At 39.4% G+C, this 16,590-nt stretch carries 16 protein-coding genes and 3 pseudogenes; 1 reads left to right on the top strand and 18 read right to left on the bottom strand.

Going from position 1 to position 16,590, the window contains the following annotated elements; all coding sequences use genetic code 11:
• Window positions 1–54 precede the first annotated feature (54 nt).
• From ABKA15_RS01825 to pnp, 13 genes and pseudogenes are all read right to left on the bottom strand, one after another.
• Entirely contained in the window at window positions 55–924 is an 870-nt protein-coding gene (locus ABKA15_RS01825) for a DegV family protein (protein ID WP_049514224.1), read from the bottom strand.
• A pseudogene (locus ABKA15_RS01820) lies at window positions 914–1,438 on the bottom strand (NYN domain-containing protein). The gene ABKA15_RS01825 and the pseudogene ABKA15_RS01820 overlap by 11 nt, the downstream one beginning before the upstream one ends.
• A complete protein-coding gene (gene rlmB, locus ABKA15_RS01815; RefSeq protein WP_049514227.1) occupies window positions 1,435–2,163 on the bottom strand; it encodes a 23S rRNA (guanosine(2251)-2'-O)-methyltransferase RlmB in 729 nt (242 codons plus the stop codon). Before rlmB ends, ABKA15_RS01820 begins: the two are co-directional and overlap by 4 nt.
• A 352-nt stretch (window positions 2,164–2,515) precedes the next feature.
• Window positions 2,516–2,644 (bottom strand): annotated as a pseudogene (locus ABKA15_RS01810) (GNAT family N-acetyltransferase); the annotation flags it as partial.
• Window positions 2,645–2,674: 30 nt separating this feature from the next.
• The gene (locus ABKA15_RS01805; RefSeq protein WP_049514230.1) at window positions 2,675–3,148 is read right to left on the bottom strand and encodes a GNAT family N-acetyltransferase; all 474 of its coding nucleotides are present in this window, start codon (window positions 3,146–3,148) and stop codon (window positions 2,675–2,677) included.
• A 78-nt stretch (window positions 3,149–3,226) separates the two neighbouring features.
• On the bottom strand, window positions 3,227–3,565 hold the full coding sequence (locus ABKA15_RS01800; protein WP_049514234.1) for a type II toxin-antitoxin system PemK/MazF family toxin: 339 nt from the start codon (window positions 3,563–3,565) through the stop codon (window positions 3,227–3,229).
• Window positions 3,558–3,848 (bottom strand): type II toxin-antitoxin system RelB/DinJ family antitoxin, encoded by a 291-nt coding sequence (locus ABKA15_RS01795; protein ID WP_049514236.1) that lies wholly within the window; start codon window positions 3,846–3,848, stop codon window positions 3,558–3,560. The genes ABKA15_RS01800 and ABKA15_RS01795 overlap by 8 nt, the downstream gene beginning before the upstream one ends.
• A gap of 530 nt (window positions 3,849–4,378) precedes the next feature.
• Window positions 4,379–5,509, bottom strand: coding sequence for a sn-glycerol-3-phosphate ABC transporter ATP-binding protein UgpC (gene ugpC, locus ABKA15_RS01790; RefSeq protein ID WP_049514568.1), 1,131 nt, complete (start codon window positions 5,507–5,509; stop codon window positions 4,379–4,381).
• Between the two features lie 110 nt (window positions 5,510–5,619).
• Window positions 5,620–6,492, bottom strand: a complete 873-nt coding sequence (locus ABKA15_RS01785; protein ID WP_049514570.1) for a helix-turn-helix domain-containing protein — start codon at window positions 6,490–6,492, stop codon at window positions 5,620–5,622.
• Window positions 6,479–6,883, bottom strand: a complete 405-nt coding sequence (locus ABKA15_RS01780) for a Mini-ribonuclease 3 (protein WP_049514571.1) — start codon at window positions 6,881–6,883, stop codon at window positions 6,479–6,481. Before ABKA15_RS01780 ends, ABKA15_RS01785 begins: the two co-directional genes overlap by 14 nt.
• Entirely contained in the window at window positions 6,876–8,219 is a 1,344-nt protein-coding gene (gene cysS / locus ABKA15_RS01775) for a cysteine--tRNA ligase (RefSeq protein WP_049514573.1), read from the bottom strand. The genes ABKA15_RS01780 and cysS overlap by 8 nt, the downstream gene beginning before the upstream one ends.
• A 70-nt stretch (window positions 8,220–8,289) precedes the next feature.
• Window positions 8,290–8,874 carry a serine O-acetyltransferase gene (gene cysE / locus ABKA15_RS01770; protein ID WP_049514575.1) on the bottom strand — a complete coding sequence of 195 codons (585 nt, stop codon included), beginning with the start codon at window positions 8,872–8,874 and terminating at the stop codon, window positions 8,290–8,292.
• A gap of 49 nt (window positions 8,875–8,923) precedes the next feature.
• Window positions 8,924–11,104 carry a polyribonucleotide nucleotidyltransferase gene (gene pnp / locus ABKA15_RS01765; RefSeq protein WP_049514577.1) on the bottom strand — a complete coding sequence of 727 codons (2,181 nt, stop codon included), beginning with the start codon at window positions 11,102–11,104 and terminating at the stop codon, window positions 8,924–8,926.
• A gap of 448 nt (window positions 11,105–11,552) precedes the next feature.
• Between pnp and pepF the strand changes: the two genes are divergently transcribed.
• Entirely contained in the window at window positions 11,553–13,352 is a 1,800-nt protein-coding gene (gene pepF, locus ABKA15_RS01760; protein WP_049514578.1) for an oligoendopeptidase F, read from the top strand.
• Between the two features lie 180 nt (window positions 13,353–13,532).
• Here pepF and trxA read toward each other — a convergent pair whose 3' ends face one another.
• The 5 genes and pseudogenes from trxA to ABKA15_RS01735 form a co-directional block, all read right to left on the bottom strand.
• Window positions 13,533–13,847, bottom strand: coding sequence for a thioredoxin (gene trxA / locus ABKA15_RS01755; RefSeq protein WP_049514583.1), 315 nt, complete (start codon window positions 13,845–13,847; stop codon window positions 13,533–13,535).
• Window positions 13,848–13,862: 15 nt separating this feature from the next.
• The gene (locus tag ABKA15_RS01750) at window positions 13,863–14,084 is read right to left on the bottom strand and encodes a DUF4649 family protein (protein ID WP_003026254.1); all 222 of its coding nucleotides are present in this window, start codon (window positions 14,082–14,084) and stop codon (window positions 13,863–13,865) included.
• A 162-nt stretch (window positions 14,085–14,246) separates the two neighbouring features.
• Window positions 14,247–14,516 carry a 30S ribosomal protein S15 gene (gene rpsO, locus ABKA15_RS01745; RefSeq protein WP_003026255.1) on the bottom strand — a complete coding sequence of 90 codons (270 nt, stop codon included), beginning with the start codon at window positions 14,514–14,516 and terminating at the stop codon, window positions 14,247–14,249.
• 129 nt (window positions 14,517–14,645) lie between these two features.
• Window positions 14,646–15,377, bottom strand: a pseudogene (locus tag ABKA15_RS01740) (pseudouridine synthase).
• Window positions 15,378–15,393: 16 nt separating this feature from the next.
• Entirely contained in the window at window positions 15,394–16,536 is a 1,143-nt protein-coding gene (locus tag ABKA15_RS01735; protein WP_106388204.1) for an MFS transporter, read from the bottom strand.
• Window positions 16,537–16,590: the final 54 nt, after the last annotated feature.

Raw genomic sequence — 16,590 nt, 5'->3', positions numbered from 1 at the left:
GGTAAAAGTCAATATATTTGATAAATTATTTATGAAAGAACGGTTTCATTTTGCTTAATCTTGATTTTCATGGGCAATACTGAATAGTCCCAAAGTTCCAGGACCCGTGTGAGTGGAAATGACTGGTCCTAATGGTAAAATTAAAACTTCATTGACTTGCTCTGACATAAGAAGTTGCTCTTTTAAGACTTGAGCCACCTCTTGGCTGTCTGCTCCAGCATAAGCAATCACCACGCGCGGATCGGCAATATCTTCCAAGGTCATGCGCACCACCTCAGCATGGGCCTTTTTCTTCCCACGGACTTTAGCTACAGAATCCAGCCTTCCATCTCCCTTAACTGCAATGACTGGCTTAATATTGACTAAACTTCCCATAAGAGCTGCGGTCTTTGAAATTCGTCCGCCCCGCATGAGGTGATTTAGGTCATCTACTAGAAAATACGTTTTCACTTTTGGCACTAAAGATTTTATTAAGGCTACTACTTGTTCCAAACTTTGACCGGCAGCTTTCGCTTCCACCGCTTTCATCACCAGAATACCTTCTCCCATAGATGCCGCCTTGGTATCAATAATCCGGATAACCGCTTCTGGAAAATCTTCCAAAACCATATCCCGTGCCATAACCGCACTCTGATAAGTTCCTGACAAGACTGAAGCAAACGCAATATAAAGAACTGGCATACCGATTTCAGCGTAACCACGAAATATATCTTCAAACTGACCGACATTGATTTGGCTGGTTGTTGGTTGACTCCCTGCTTCCATTTTAGAGAGGAGCTGTTCACTCGTTAGCTTCTTCTCTCCGACTGTTTCATAAGTTATTCCGTCCAACTGAATAGTCAAACCAAGGATTTGAACATCATTTCCCAAAGCCCAGCTTTCTGGAAGGTCTGCGGTTGAATCCGTTAAAATTTTAAAAGTCATCTTTCTTTTTCTCCATCATTTTCTGTAAATCGCGCAAGGTTGGATTGTCCATAGGACGCAAAGGTGGTTTTCCCATTTGAAGCTGTTGGCTCATTTGATTCAGATCCGACTTTGTAGCAGCTACTCACTTTTCTAGTTCACGAGCCGATACACGTAAAGCCCTTTATGCGAAGACAGTCCATTGCTTATTTAAGTCGCTCGTTGCCACAGATACTTGATTTATAGGGTTGTTGAGTTCAGCTGCCAAACGCTCAATGTAATCGTCTGCTGTTTCTTCTTCCTCAGTGAACACAACCATAACATTGAATTCATCATAAGTCTGGCGAACTCCCGGCATATACTGCGCATCAAACACACAGATAATTTCTAGCTTTTCAAAACTGGCGTAATTACTGAGTCTATTGAGCAGAATAGTTCGTGCTGCATCTAATCCCCCTTTGTTAAAGAGAGAACGAGTCTCCTGCCAAAATGCTACCATATTGTAGCCATCTACTAATAAAATTTTCCGTTTCATAGACGATTTCTAAATACTTCATACATGAGAATAGCCGCCGCCACACTAGCGTTAAGGCTCTGCACATGTCCATTCATAGGAATGGTAATCATTTCATCAACTTGCTTTTTAATATTAGCAGAAATGCCCTTGCCTTCATTGCCGATAATCAGAGCCAGTTTACCTGCCGTATTCCACTTAGTCGAAGGGGTGCCATTCATATCTGTGCCAAAAATCCAAAAACCTGCATGTTTTAGTTTATCCAGAGCTTGGCTGAGATTGGTCACACGAGCAATGGGAATATGCTCCACCGCACCAGTAGAGGTCTTTGCGACGACCGGCGTAACACCAACCGCCCGATGCTTAGGAATAATGATGCCTGTAACATTTGTCGCGTCAGCTGTCCGTAGAATCGAGCCCAAATTATGTGGGTCTGTTAGACCATCTAAAATGAGCAGCAGAGGATTCTCTTCTCGCTCCGCCATTTTCAACATCGCTTCAAAGTCTGTATAGGCAAATTCTGAAACACGCAAGACAAAACCTTGATGAACGGCACCGTCTGTCATTTCTTGCAGTGTTTTTTTGCTTGTCCAAGAAATAGAAACCTTTTTTTCTGCTGCCAAATCTTTCATATTAGCAACATTTTTCCCACGTAGGTCATCTTGAATATAGAGTTTATTCCCAGTATTGGCCATGAGAGCTTCCATCACAGCATGTACACCGTAGACAATATCGTTATTTTCCATAGCTTTAGTATATCACGGATTTTTAACAATATCAAAACAATTCTCTAAACCGATAGTTTTCACATCTGAAATAAAAAAAGGACATCATCAGTCCACTCTCCGTTTTTCTTAATTCTTTATATTTTTTAGGGGAATTATATAGCAGTTTACACTAATCACAATATGTAGTATTTAAAACAAGATTTTTGTAAATTTGACAACTATACTTTGCGATTGTGTAAACTGCTATATAGTTCCCTAAATTTTTTTACTAAATACTTTTTCTTCCATAAGAATAGCTCCTACTACAAGACTCTGTCATAATAAATAACAACAAATATCTCATATTTATATCTTTACTTAACTTTCCAATTTATAAAGTTCTTTGCAAATACACCGTATCCACTAACTGTACTCCGCACTCATATATCGGATGATTGTAATTGTCAACGAAAAATTTTTCTATGATATGAGAACGAGTAAATCCACATTTTTCATAAAACAGTTAATACAAACCTCACATTGCCAGAAACTAAAGTTTACAAATCATGATATAGTCATCTTCATTTTCACGAGCAACTTCAAAACCTATTTTTTCATACATATTCACTGCATAGTTTATCTTTTGAACCGATAATGAAACTTGCTTATATTCCCGCTCTTTCAAAGTCAATAGAATTTGTTTCATAAGTTCTGTTCCAATGCCCAAATTTCTATATTCCTTGAGAAGAGAGATAGAAAGAGATGGTGTTGTGTCATCAACATGACCATAATCATTAATGATACGAGTCCATACTGCTCCTACTACCCTTCCATCAACTTCTGCAACATAACATACATCATCTTTTTTCTTACCAAAATCAGCAACATATATCTGTAAATCGGGATATTCTATAATATCTTTGGACGGAGCTTGTACTCCTTCAGGAATAAAAATAGCCTCATATAGAAAAGTAGCCAATAAATTGATTTCATTCTGTCTTACTTCTCTAATTACATAATTCATGTTTGCTTCCAATCTATATTCTGTAAATTTATTATTTTACACCACTTTACTTTCTAAATTAATCTTTTTATAAAAACATTAAAACTCTTTACTTCTTATGTATTCTTTTAAACGACTAATGTCACGATTACTCAATCTGCCAATCACCTTAATTTGAAAACCGTCTTTTTCAATATCGTACAACTGAACCATATCAATCCAAGAAGGATTTTTCAACCCAGCTTTGAACCAATCAATAATTTCTAAATATTGTGACTTAATATAATCAGATTTCGTTTCATATTTACTTGTAATCCGAAAAGTACGTATTATTTCATCACCGATTTTCACAACTACCGCCGGATGAATTTTCGATCCTGTTTTATCACTATATTCTATCCGTGTTACCAAAACCGAATAGACCTCAACATCAGTCATTAAATACATCCTCATATTCTGGAAAATCTTCATCACCGAAAAATGCTGCTAAACTTTCCTTATCAGTAGCACTTACCTTTACACTAGGAATCTTTTTATCAATCATTGCCTGAAATTCTTTATCACTTATATTTTGCTTCACCGCAAAAGGAATACTCCTAGTTTGAACAGATTGAATAAGAAACATCTTAACTGCTGTACTCATATCGATTCCCAATGAATCAAATAATTCAGCTGCTTCTGCTTTTAATTTATCATCTACACGAACAGCAATTGTTGACATAATATTCACCTCATCTCTTCCTTGTATATCTATTGTAATACAAATAGCCATACAAATCAAATTTTTAGCATTTTAAGAAGCCACTTATACATAAAAAGCTTCTCATCATATTATGCAACATTTTAACACCAAACAAATTATTCTATAAATACAAAGTAAAATGGGAGTGGGAGAAAAATCGGTAATTCCGAAGAAATTTGATTTTGTCGTCCCACCCCCGCACAGTTGAGTAGGACTGTAAAGGTTGATTTATCAACCGCATAGAACCCACTCAACCACTGCGACTTGCAAGAAACTCATAAAAATCTGACGAGGTTAAGGACTTTTGTCCCAGCCTCACTTTATTTTATAAATATTGACTAAAAATATAACTTGCTTGGTTAATTTTTTCAAAATCTAAAAAGCTTCTTCTTATTTATAAATCACTTTACAGTTAAATCCAAATTTTCTCCTATATAAAAATGCAGGAGTCTTGCATAAAACAAGGCATCCTGCATTTTCTTATTAATTTATTCTAGAGGCGTTGTAAATTAGTAAACTGTCTTTTCTGTTTCTGGATCAAAGAAGTGTGCTTTGTTCAAGTCAAAGCCAAGGTCAATACCTGCTCCAGCTTTGAGGTAATCACGAGCATCTACTTTAGCAATAAATTCATTGTCAGCTACTTGGCAATACAAATGAGATTCAGAGCCAAGCAATTCAGATACAGAGATTTTAGCATGAACTACTGAGTCTGGGAATGTTTCAAGGAAAGCAGCTTCTGTATTGATGTCTTCTGGACGAATACCAAAAATGAGTTTCTTGCCTTCATAGCCTTTTTCACGAAGTACCTTCAAGGCACCTTCTGGTACTTTCAAAGAAAGGTCTTGTGCGACAATTTCATCACCTTTCAAAGTTACATTGATGAAGTTCATCGCTGGGCTTCCGATAAAGCCTGCAACAAATTTATTAACTGGTTTTTTGTAAACTTCTTGTGGGGTACCGATTTGTTCTACACGTCCGATTGTACCCGTTCCTGAAGGGTTTTTCGTTGCAGACATGATAACGATACGGTCAGCCAAGGTCATCGCTTCTGTTTGGTCGTGAGTAACATAGATAGTTGTTGCTCCGATACGACGGTGAATTTTAGCGATTTCTGCACGCATGGATACCCGCAATTTCGCATCCAAGTTAGAAAGTGGTTCGTCCATAAGGAACACTTTTGCATCACGGACAATAGCACGTCCCATGGCTACACGTTGACGTTGACCACCTGAAAGGTCAGCTGGTTTACGATCCAAGAATTCTTTCAAGCCAAGAATCTCTGCTGCTTCATTTACACGTTTTTCAATATCATCCTTGCTGTATTTACGAAGTTTCAAACCAAAAGCCATATTGTCATGCACGGTCATGTGTGGATACAAAGCATAGTTTTGGAAAACCATAGCAATATCACGATCTTTTGGTGCTACATCGTTCACCACGCGCCCGTCAATTGAACATTCACCTTCTGTGATGTCTTCAAGACCAGCAATCATACGAAGTGTAGTAGATTTCCCACATCCTGAAGGTCCCACGAAAACGATAAATTCTTTATCTTTAATATCCAAGTTGAAGTCTTCTACAGAGTAGTGTTCACTGTTTGGATATTTTTTGTAAATGTTTTTTAAATTTAATTCTACCATAAAATGGAACTCCTTTGATATTATGATTTTATTATATATGAAAACGCTTCATCATACTATGGCAAAGTGAACAAAATAAAAAAAATGTTTTGTGCAGGATGCACAAAACATTACACTAAATCATTGATGACAATATGGTAACACAAGGTCAAATCTGTCAGGTCTTTTAGCTGTAAACCCGTCAATTCTTCCCATTTATCAATATGATACTGTAAAGTGTTCCGATGAATATACAACTGCTGGGCAGCTTTTGTCACAACTGCCGTGTTTTCCCACAAAGCTGCAATAATATCAACGAGCTGATCTTGACTTTCAATCAATTGATGAAGTTTTTTCGTTAAAATTGGCAATATGAAATCCTTTTGACCAATCCCCCACAAAAAGAGTTGAGAAAAAGAATACACATTGGAATGTTGAACCTGCTTCCACCATTTGACGAAAAGAGTATGTTCCGCTTGAAAAAGTTCTGAATAACTTTCTTCAAAAATTAGAGGCCAAATTTGCCCGATTTGAATCGTCAGAGTTAAGCTAAAGTCATATTCGATAGCCGATAAAGTATCACGAAGCACATCTTTTACAGGAACTAACCGCGTTTGATCCAGCACAAAGATGTAATCCTGAGAGGATAGCTGAAAATCTGCTATTCTATTGGGCAGTATGGTTCGCATCATTTCCAACCAAGATCCAATCGTTTCATTTTCATAATGGAATAAATGACAATGAACAAACTGTATCTTTTGAACGTTTTGTGGCATTTTGCCACGATTATGAACCAAATAATCATACCAAGGTCCACCATCAAATGCAGACTCTTTCTCAAGCAGTAAAGAAATAAGCTCTTGCTCTCGCTGCGTCAAACTGCTCTTCTTCAATAACAACCATTGATTACTTGAAATGGGAATTGCCACTTCATTTTCGTTTGCATTTGGATTGGATTGAAGCCTCCCTTGAGGGAACCATTTTAAAAAATCAGTTTTTATCATGCTGTGCGCCCTCCACTCTCACAATACACCAATCAATCAGCTCTTCTAAACGCTTGATTTGATCGGTCATGTGCAAATATCCCAGAACGGCTTCAAAACCTGTCGACATGCGATAGGTCACAATATCAGCATTTTTAGCTTTTGTATGGCTATTGGCATTGCGTCCACGCTTGTAAATATCTTCTTCCTTTTCGGTCAGAATTTTTTCTTCCAACATTTGAGAAATGAGGTTAGCTTGCGCGCGAGCTGACACATACTTAGTTGCTTCTCTGTGTAGCTGGTTCGGCTTTGTTAATCCTTGAAAAATCAAGTGACGGCGGACATAAGTTGAGTAGATAGCATCGCCTTCAAAAGCCAAGGCAATACCATTTATGAGATTGACATCAATCACGCATCCACCTCACTCCGTCCTTGGTATCTAAAAGCTTAATCCCTTTAGCTGCCAATTCATCACGGATTTTATCAGCTGTTGCAAAGTCCTTGGCAACACGCGCAGCTTGGCGCTGCTCAATCAAGGCTTCAATATCCGCATCCAGTACTTCTGCTGTAAAGACAATACCAAAAACTTGCAGAAGCTCAGCAAAAGCACTTTTCACCTCTTGATTGTAGTGACCGGAATTAATCCACTTAGCTAGTTCGAAAACGACTGTAATACCATTTGCTGCATTGAAATCTTCATCCATAGCAGTGGTGAATTTATCCAGAAAAGTCTGCAATTCTGTCAGGTCAACCGTTCCCATAAAGGGTTGCTCGTAAGTATTTTTCAGATATTTCAGATTCACTTCCGCATCGTGAACGGCTTTTTCTGTAAAATTGATAGGCTTGCGGTAGTGCTGAGTCGCAAAAAAGAAACGCAAGACTTGTCCGTCAATGGTTTTAAGGGCATCGTGAACCGTTATAAAGTTACCTAGAGACTTAGACATCTTGACATCATCAATATTGACAAAGCCATTGTGCATCCAGTAGTTGGCAAAAGTCTTTCCAGTTTTAGCTTCTGATTGAGCGATTTCATTAGTATGGTGCGGAAATTCTAAATCAGCTCCACCGCCATGAATATCAATCGTATCTCCCAGAATTTCTGTCGCCATGACGGAACATTCGATATGCCAGCCTGGACGACCAGGTCCCCAAGGGCTATCCCAGAAGATTTCACCGGGCTTAGCAGCCTTCCAAAGAGCAAAGTCAACAGGATTTTCCTTGCGGGCCGTTTCTTCATCTGTCCGACCAGAAGCTCCAAGCTCTAAGTCTGCTAGGGTTTTATTGGCTAACTTAGCGTAATTAGGGGACTTTTCAACCCGAAAGTAAACATCCCCTTCTGACTCATAGGCAAATCCTTTATCCACCAAGACTTGTACAAAATCAATGATGTCCGTCATATAATCCACTACGCGCGGGTGCCGGGTCGCTGGTTGAACCCCCAGCGCCGTCACATCTTCCCGAAAAGCAGCAATGTACTTGTCTGCCACTTCCTGAGGTGTGATCCCCTCTTCTTTAGCTCGATTGATAATTTTATCATCCACATCGGTGAAATTGGATATATAAACCACCCCATACCCACGGTACTCAAAATAGCGCCGAATGGTGTCAAAGGCTACTGTTGAGCGAGCATTGCCGACATGGATATAGTTATAAACGGTCGGCCCGCAGACATACATCCTGACCTTGCCCTCTTCCAGAGGGACAAATTTACGCAGACTGCGGGTCATAGTATCATAAATTTTGATCATATTCTAACTTCATTCTTTCTGTTAAGTGGAAACTAACTTTTGGTTCAAGTGCTATTTTTGAGAATAGTATCTACAACTTAGACGAATAATAACTTTCTTCGCGGATTTCTTCTAAATTCTTGATCGTTGGAGCATCTTTTTGCCCGTGAACTCGGACAATTTTAGCTGGAATCCCAACAACAGTCACATCACTTGGCACGTCTGCTACCACAACCGCACCCGCTCCGACTTTGGCATTTTCACCAATTTCAATCGGACCAATTAGCTGCGCATGAGCTGAAATAAGCGCACCTTGACGAACCGTCGGATGACGTTTCCCACAATCTTTCCCTGTTCCTCCAAGAGTGACACCATGATAGAGCATCACTCCTTTTTCTACAATGGCCGTCTCGCCAATCACTAAGCCACTTCCGTGGTCAATAAAGACACCTGAAGCAATCTGTGCCCCCGGATGAATCTCAATCTGAGTCCAAAAGCGCCAAAATTGACTGTGCATCCGAGCTAAAAGTTTACATCCATGATTCCACAGAAAGTGAGAAAGTCGGTGAGCAGCCAAAGCTTTAATCCCAGGATAAGTCAACAGCACCTCAAGTGAGGAGCGAGCTGCTGGATCATTTTCTTTCACAATATCTATCGTCTCTTTCCACCAACCCATGATGACTCCTTTCTAGCTTTAGACTGAAGGCAAACACTTAGCAACCTGTCTAGTCTTGCGCCTTTTCTTCTTGAACAGCTTTATACTCTTTATGTGTTTTATGATGATGTTTTTTTGCTTTCTCTTCTTTAGGAGGACGTGGTAGAAGAGCTTTCATAGAAGCGTCCACACGGCCTTTTTCATCAATCTTAATAACTTTGACATCTACTTCATCACCAAGTTGCACCAAATCTTCAACCTTATTGGTACGCGTCCAAGCCATTTCAGAGATGTGCACCAAGGCGTCTGTCTTGTCAAAGAGATTGACAAAAGCACCGAATTTCTCAATCCGAACAACTTTTGCATGATACACTTCATCTACTTTTGCTTCACGCACAAGCGCTGTAATGATTTCTTTGGCACGGTTAATCGCATCTTGATCGCTAGAGTAAATAGAAACATTTCCTTCTTCGTCAATATCAATCTTGACACCTGTTTCTGCGATAATCTTGTCAATCGTTTCACCGCCTTTACCGATGACAATCTTAATTTTATCAACATCAATCTTGATTGTATCGATTTTTGGAGCGGTTGGAGCGAGTTCTGGACGAGGAGCTGGAATTGTACGCTCAATCAAATCCAAAATTTCAAAACGAGCTTTTTTCGCCTGTGCAAGCGCTTCTTGCAGGATTTCAGCGGTAATTCCTTCAATCTTGATATCCATTTGAAGAGCAGTAATCCCTTCACGTGTACCAGCCACCTTAAAATCCATATCTCCAAAATGATCTTCCAGACCTTGAATATCTGTTAAAATTGTATAATTGCTGCCATCAGAAATGAGCCCCATGGCAATTCCGGCTACTGGTGCCTTAATTGGTACCCCACCAGCCATAAGCGCCAGCGTCCCAGCACAAATTGAGGCCTGTGAAGAGGAACCGTTTGATTCGAGGACTTCTGCTACCAAGCGGATAGCATAAGGAAACTCTTCCAAACTTGGTAATACTTGCGCAAGCGCACGTTCGCCAAGGGCTCCATGACCGATTTCACGACGACCTGGTGCACCATAACGACCAGTTTCTCCTACGGAGTATTGTGGGAAGTTGTAGTGGTGCATAAAGCGTTTCTTATATTCTGGATCCAAACCGTCAACGATTTGTGTCTCCCCCATTGGCGCAAGCGTTAAAACTGACAATGCTTGAGTTTGACCGCGAGTAAAGAGACCAGATCCATGCACACGTGGTAGGTAGTCAATTTCAGCATCCAATGGACGAATTTCATCTACCTTACGACCATCCGGACGAACTTTATCCTCGGTAATCAAGCGACGTACTTCTGCATGCTCCATTTGCTCTAAAATTTCAGCTACATCACGCATGATACGGTCAAATTCTTCATGGTCAGCATATTTTTCTTCGTAAAGGGCTATAACTTCGTCTTTAACAGCTTGAGTTGCGACTTCACGCGCTAATTTTTCTTCTACCTGAACGGCTTTTTGAAGGTCAGCATTATAGCCTGCTACAATTTCTGTTTGCAATTCTTCATCCACATGAAGAAGCTCAACCTCTGCTTTTTCTTTTCCGACTGCTGCCACGATTTCTTCTTGGAAAGCAATCAATTCCTTAACTGCTTCGTGACCTTTCAGAAGGGCTTCCAACATCAGCTCTTCTGACAATTCTTTGGCACCAGACTCAACCATGTTAATTGCTTCTTTGGTTCCTGCAACGGTTAATTCCAATAACGAAGCTTCTTTTTGTTCTTGATTTGGATTGATAACCAATTCTCCATTGACATAGCCGACCTGCACTCCAGCAATTGGACCGTTAAAAGGAATGTCTGAAATTGACAAAGCAAGAGATGAACCAAACATGGCTGCCATAGGCGCTGAAGCATTCGCATCATAAGAAAGAACCGTATTGATAACCTGCACTTCATTGCGGAAACCGTCCGCAAACATCGGACGAATTGGACGGTCAATCAAGCGAGCTGTCAAAGTCGCATCCGTTGAAGGACGACCTTCACGCTTGTTAAATCCACCAGGGTATTTTCCAGCTGCATACATCTTTTCTTCATAATTGACTTGAAGTGGGAAAAAATCACCAGTCGCCATTTTCTTTGACATGACGGCTGCTGTCAAAACAGTGCTTTCACCATAGCGCACCACTACGCTGCCGTTTGCCTGTTTTGCCACTTGACCTGTTTCAACTACCAAGTCTTTACCAGCAAAAGTAGTTTTAAATACTTGCTTTGTCATATATATTCCTCGTTGAGCTTATACTCAATTTCTAATTTTTTTATACGTCTTGCCTACAAAGATCAAGATACAAAGCATTAAAATTGATTGGTACTTAGTACCTAATCCATTTACACTAATCGCTAAATGCCTTGCTAAGTCAAAGCCTCTTGCCAAATAGTATTGATTTAACAAGTTCCTGTCGCAAATCTCGTTAAACGCTCACAATGTTCATCTGCTATACTTTTGAAATAAACAAGGATTGTCTCCAATAAGCCTTTAAATCCTCATCTTTGTATCAAGCACGTATAAACCTTATTTTATCATATTTTCAACTAAAAGAAAAAGCCTTAAAACAGCTTTTTACCAAGAATTTTTGAGAATTTAGCGATAATTTTTGTAATGCTGTCTATTTATTGCGTTTTTCTGCTATACTAGAAGAAAGTTAATGACAAGGAGAAATGGATTTATGGTTGAACAAAAACAACGTTCTGAATTTCCAGAAAATGAACTGTGGGACTTAACAGCCCTCTATCAAGACCGAGAGGATTTCTTGCGTGCGATTGAAAAAACACGCGAGGACATCAATCAGTTCACACGTGATTATAAGGACAACCTTCATACTTTCGAGGATTTTGAAAAAGCCTTCGCTGAGTTGGAGCAAATCTACATCCAAAGAAGCCATATTGGCAACTACAGCTTTATGCCGCAAACAACGGATTACGGTGATGAAAGCTTTGCACATATTGCGCAAGCTGGTACAGATTTTGAAACAGAAGCCAGCGTTGCGCTTAGCTTCTTTGACGCAGCTTTGGTAAATGCCGATGAAAAAGTACTCGACCGTCTCGGACAACTACCACATTTGACTGCTGCAATTCGTCAAGCAAAAATTCAAAAAGCTCACTATTTAGGTGCTGATGTCGAAAAGGCTCTGACAAATCTTAGTGAAGTTTTTTACAGCCCACAAGACATTTACACCAAAATGAGGGCAGGTGATTTTGCCATGGAAGATTTTGAAGTAGACGGAAAAGTTTATAAGAATAGCTTTATCAGCTACGAAAATTTCTACCAAAATCACGAAAATGCTCAAGTCCGTGAAAAGTCTTTCCGTTCTTTCTCAGCTGGACTTCGTAAACATCAGCATACCGCTGCTGCAGCTTATCTGGCTCAAGTAAAATCTGAAAAACTGATTGCTGATATGCGGGGATATGACTCTGTCTTTGACTATCTTTTGGCTGAGCAAGAGGTAGACCGTTCTATGTTTGACCGGCAGATTGACCTCATCATGACTGAATTTGCACCTGTTGCACAAAAGTTCCTCAAACACGTTGCTAAAATCAACGGTCTTGAAAAAATGACCTTTGCAGATTGGAAATTGGACTTGGACAGCGCACTCAATCCTGATGTCACTATTGATGACGCTTACGACTTAGTGATGAAATCCGTTGCTCCGCTTGGAGAAGAATACACGCGCGAAATTGCCAATTATCAAAAAGAACGTTGGGTGGATTTTGCAGCTAATGCCGGTAAGGACTCCGGAGGCTATGCAACTGACCCTTATCGTGTGCACCCTTATGTGCTCATGAGCTGGACGGGTCGTATGAGCGATGTATATACTCTGATTCATGAAATTGGTCACTCTGGTCAATTTATCTTCTCAGACAACAGCCAAAGCTACTTTAATACCCACATGTCAACTTATTATGTAGAAGCTCCTTCTACTTTTAATGAGCTGCTGCTTAGTGACTATTTAGAGCATCAATTTGATAATCCACGTCAAAAACGCTTTGCTTTGGCTCACCGTCTAACCGACACTTACTTCCATAACTTCATTACTCACCTCCTAGAAGCAGCTTTCCAACGCCGTGTTTACAATCTGATTGAAGCCGGTGAAACTTTTGGTGCTGCTAAACTGAACAGTATCATGAAAGAGGTTCTGACCGAATTCTGGGGTGATGCGGTGGAAATTGATGACAATGCTGCACTCACTTGGATGCGGCAAAGTCATTATTACATGGGACTATATAGTTATACCTATTCCGCAGGTCTCGTCATCTCGACTGCTGGCTATCTTCATTTGAAAAATGACAAAAATGGCGCTCGCGATTGGCTCAACTTCCTCAAATCTGGCGGAAGCAAAACGCCTCTTGAATCAGCTCGCATCATTGGTGCGGATATCTCTACCGATAAACCACTTCGTGATACGATTCAATTCCTGTCAGACACAGTTGATCAGATTATTGAATATAGCAAAGAATTGGGAGAGTGACAATAGCTCAAAAAGAATCTGGAACAAAAATCCAGTCTCAAATATAAAAAGCGAACAAAATTTAGTTTTCTGTTAATCAGGACTCTACCTTGCTCGCTTTTTTATTTATTTTTTCAATTCAGATCATTTAATAACAAAGGATTTCTCACAACAAAATTTTTTGTTTCAAACTCTTTATATTTATCCTAATTCTGCCACAATTTGCTTGATTTGTGCTGCTGTATGTACCCCAGCAACTTGTTTTACAACTTGACCGTTCTTTTTAAATAAGAGAGTCGGAATACTCATAATGCCGAATTGCCGTGCAGTTGTTGGATTTTCATCAACGTCTATCTTCACAATTTTCAATTCATCTTCTGGAATTTCTGCGGAAAGTTTTTCCAAAATAGGAGCTTGCATGCGACAAGGTCCACACCAAGTTGCCCAAAAGTCAATAAGAACAAGACCGTCCTTTGTTTCTGCTTCAAACGTTGCATCAGTAATAGCTTTTGTCATCATTTTACCTCACTTTTATTTGTATTGATTTAAATCTTGCTTCATTAGATAAAAGAAAACATCGCCGTAAGTCCCTTGGTAATCCAATTCGTGTCCATTAACAAGCAGCTTTTGAACCGGATAATAATCTGCTACATTGATCAAGCAGGCTTGCTGCGATTGCTCAAATTCTTGATAGCTTTCAAACGTTATAACCCTCTCTTGCTTACTGGCATCCAAATAAGTGATTTCAATCATGGTCATTCTCCTTTTTATTATTCAATTACATTTGTAATTATTTTTATAAATACATTGTATCAATAGCTGTTACAACAGTCAAGGGATATGCTTACTCTACCACATTTCTATTTTCAATGGTAGAAAAAAAGCTCTCATTTTTATGAGAGACTTTTAATTGAATTAACGACGAAGTCCGAGTGAGTTGATCAATTCACGGTAACGGTTAACATCGTTCTTACGCAAGTATGCAAGAAGGTTACGACGACGACCGATTTTTTTCATCAATCCACGGTAAGTAGCGTGGTCTTTTTTGTGTACCTTGATGTGTTCATTGAGGTGGTTAATTTCCCAAGTAAGAACAGCTACTTGTACTTCAACTGAACCTGTGTCACCTTCGTGACGTGCATATTGTGCAATAATTTCATTTTTTTTCTCTTTTGAGATTGCCATGATAGACTCCTTTTCTTTACGCTTCATCCGAGTGTTAGGCTTGGCCCACCTAATACCAAGAAAAAGTTATTTGTCTTTAACGACATTCTTATTCTACCAAGAAGGAAAGTTTTTGTCAACTGATACAAATTATAAGAGTTCTACGCCAAATCGTTTGAGACTTTTTATTTCTTCCTGTGTCAAACGACGAAAAGTTCCTGTTGCCAACTCTTTATCCAAAGTTAATGGTCCCATAGAAAGGCGTTCCAAATCTGTTACCGTTTTTCCGCAAGCCTGAACCATTCGCTTCACTTGGTGAAATTTTCCTTCAGAAATTATAATCTCCACCAGAGAAGTTTGCTGCTCTTCATTCACTTCTAATATGGTCAATTTTGCAGGCTGACAGGTAAAGCCCTTGAGCTCTATTCCTGCTTCAAAATGCTCCACATCTTTTTCAGTTATAATCCCATCTACCTTTGCACGATAAACTTTTGCTACATGCTTTTTAGGAGACAGCATGGCGTGTGCCAAAGCTCCATTATTGGTTAATAACAAAAGACCATGAGTATCAATGTCGAGCCGTCCGACTGGAAAGACTTCTTTCTGGCGTGCATTTTCATCCAGCAAGTCCAAAACCGTTCGTTGCCTAGCGTCTTCAGTGGCAGAAATAACACCTTTGGGTTTATTTAAAAGATAATAGACAAATCTTTCATAGACTAGAACTCGGTTATTAACCGAAATTTCGTCCTAATTTTCATCTATTTGCACTTTCGCTGATGTGACAGCCTTCCTGTTGACCAAAACTTGTTTCTTCTTTAAAAGTTGCTTGACTTCTGTTCGTGAGCCAAAACCCGTTTCTACTAAAAACTTATCTAATCGCATCTTTTAGCTGCTTTTGTTAATGAGTGACAAAAGCAGCTAAAATGGATACTGCTATCATGAGAACCCCTAGTACGCTAAAAATAAAGGTTGGAACAGAAGAAATGATTCCAATCAAGGATAGGACGAATGTTGATACTGAAGCACCACTACTGCAACCCAAGACAACAATCGCTGTTGCGCGATTGACCAAATGAGCAGGAATTTTCTCTGATACAATATGAAATACAGCTGTTAGAGATACGCTATACGCAAAACCAGCCAAAAGGGCACTCACACTTAAGAGCCAAATCTGACTTGAAAAGCCAATCATCACTTGACTGAAACCAAAAATAATTCCCGTTACTGTCAATAAGCGATTTTTCAACATACTCACTAAGCTGGCAAAGCTAACGCCAGCTAGAATCCCGACAAGCTGCATACAGCTGAGAATCAAGCTCGCTGTTTCAGCACTTCCCATTTTATTCTGTAAGACAAGACTTGGAATACGTAAATTGATAGCGACATTAGTACACACAATCATTCCAGCTATAAAAGCCAACAATATGCTTAAATGCACTTGTTTTGTGGCCATTTTCTGAGCAGACTTGAGATGCTCATGTTTATCGACTTTGCTTTTTTCATAAGGAACAAACAAAAGATATAGTGCTAAAATAATAAAGCCAACTGTATAAACTAGAAAAGTTGTTGTCCAGCCAAAACGCAAGAGTTGCCCGACCGCTAAAGTCAACAAAGCCATCCCAACAACTTCTGCTGACCCACGGTAGCCCAACATCTGCACACGCTCTCTCCCTTGGAATCGCTCACTAATAATCGCAATTGCTCGAGGGTTCATCATACCTAGCCCTAAACCAAAAATAAATCGCGAAGCAAAAACGAAACCATAAGCTTGATTGAAAAATGGGATGAGACCACAAAGAGAAAATAACAATAGCCCTAGTATAATCATTTGTCGCTCAGATAAAAAACGCTCTAAAATACTATTAAAAAGCAATAAAGACATAATCCCAATAGACGGCAAGGAGATTAATAACTCTACCTGACTAGAGGAATAATTCTTATAAAACTGAAACATTGCCGGTAAGGCGCTGGAAATTGAAAATGCCGTTGTCAACACAAATGATAAAGCCAGAATACTAGCCTTCTCCATGAATCTTTTCATCTTATCTTCTTTCTAAAATCACACTATCCCTATCATACAGTTTTTTATGAAAAG

The organism is Streptococcus sp. KHUD_010 (assembly GCF_040207525.1).
Classification (GTDB): Bacteria; Bacillota; Bacilli; order Lactobacillales; family Streptococcaceae; genus Streptococcus; species Streptococcus hominis.
Note: the sequence above shows the minus strand (reverse complement) of the source record. Positions and strands in the feature narration are given on the sequence as shown.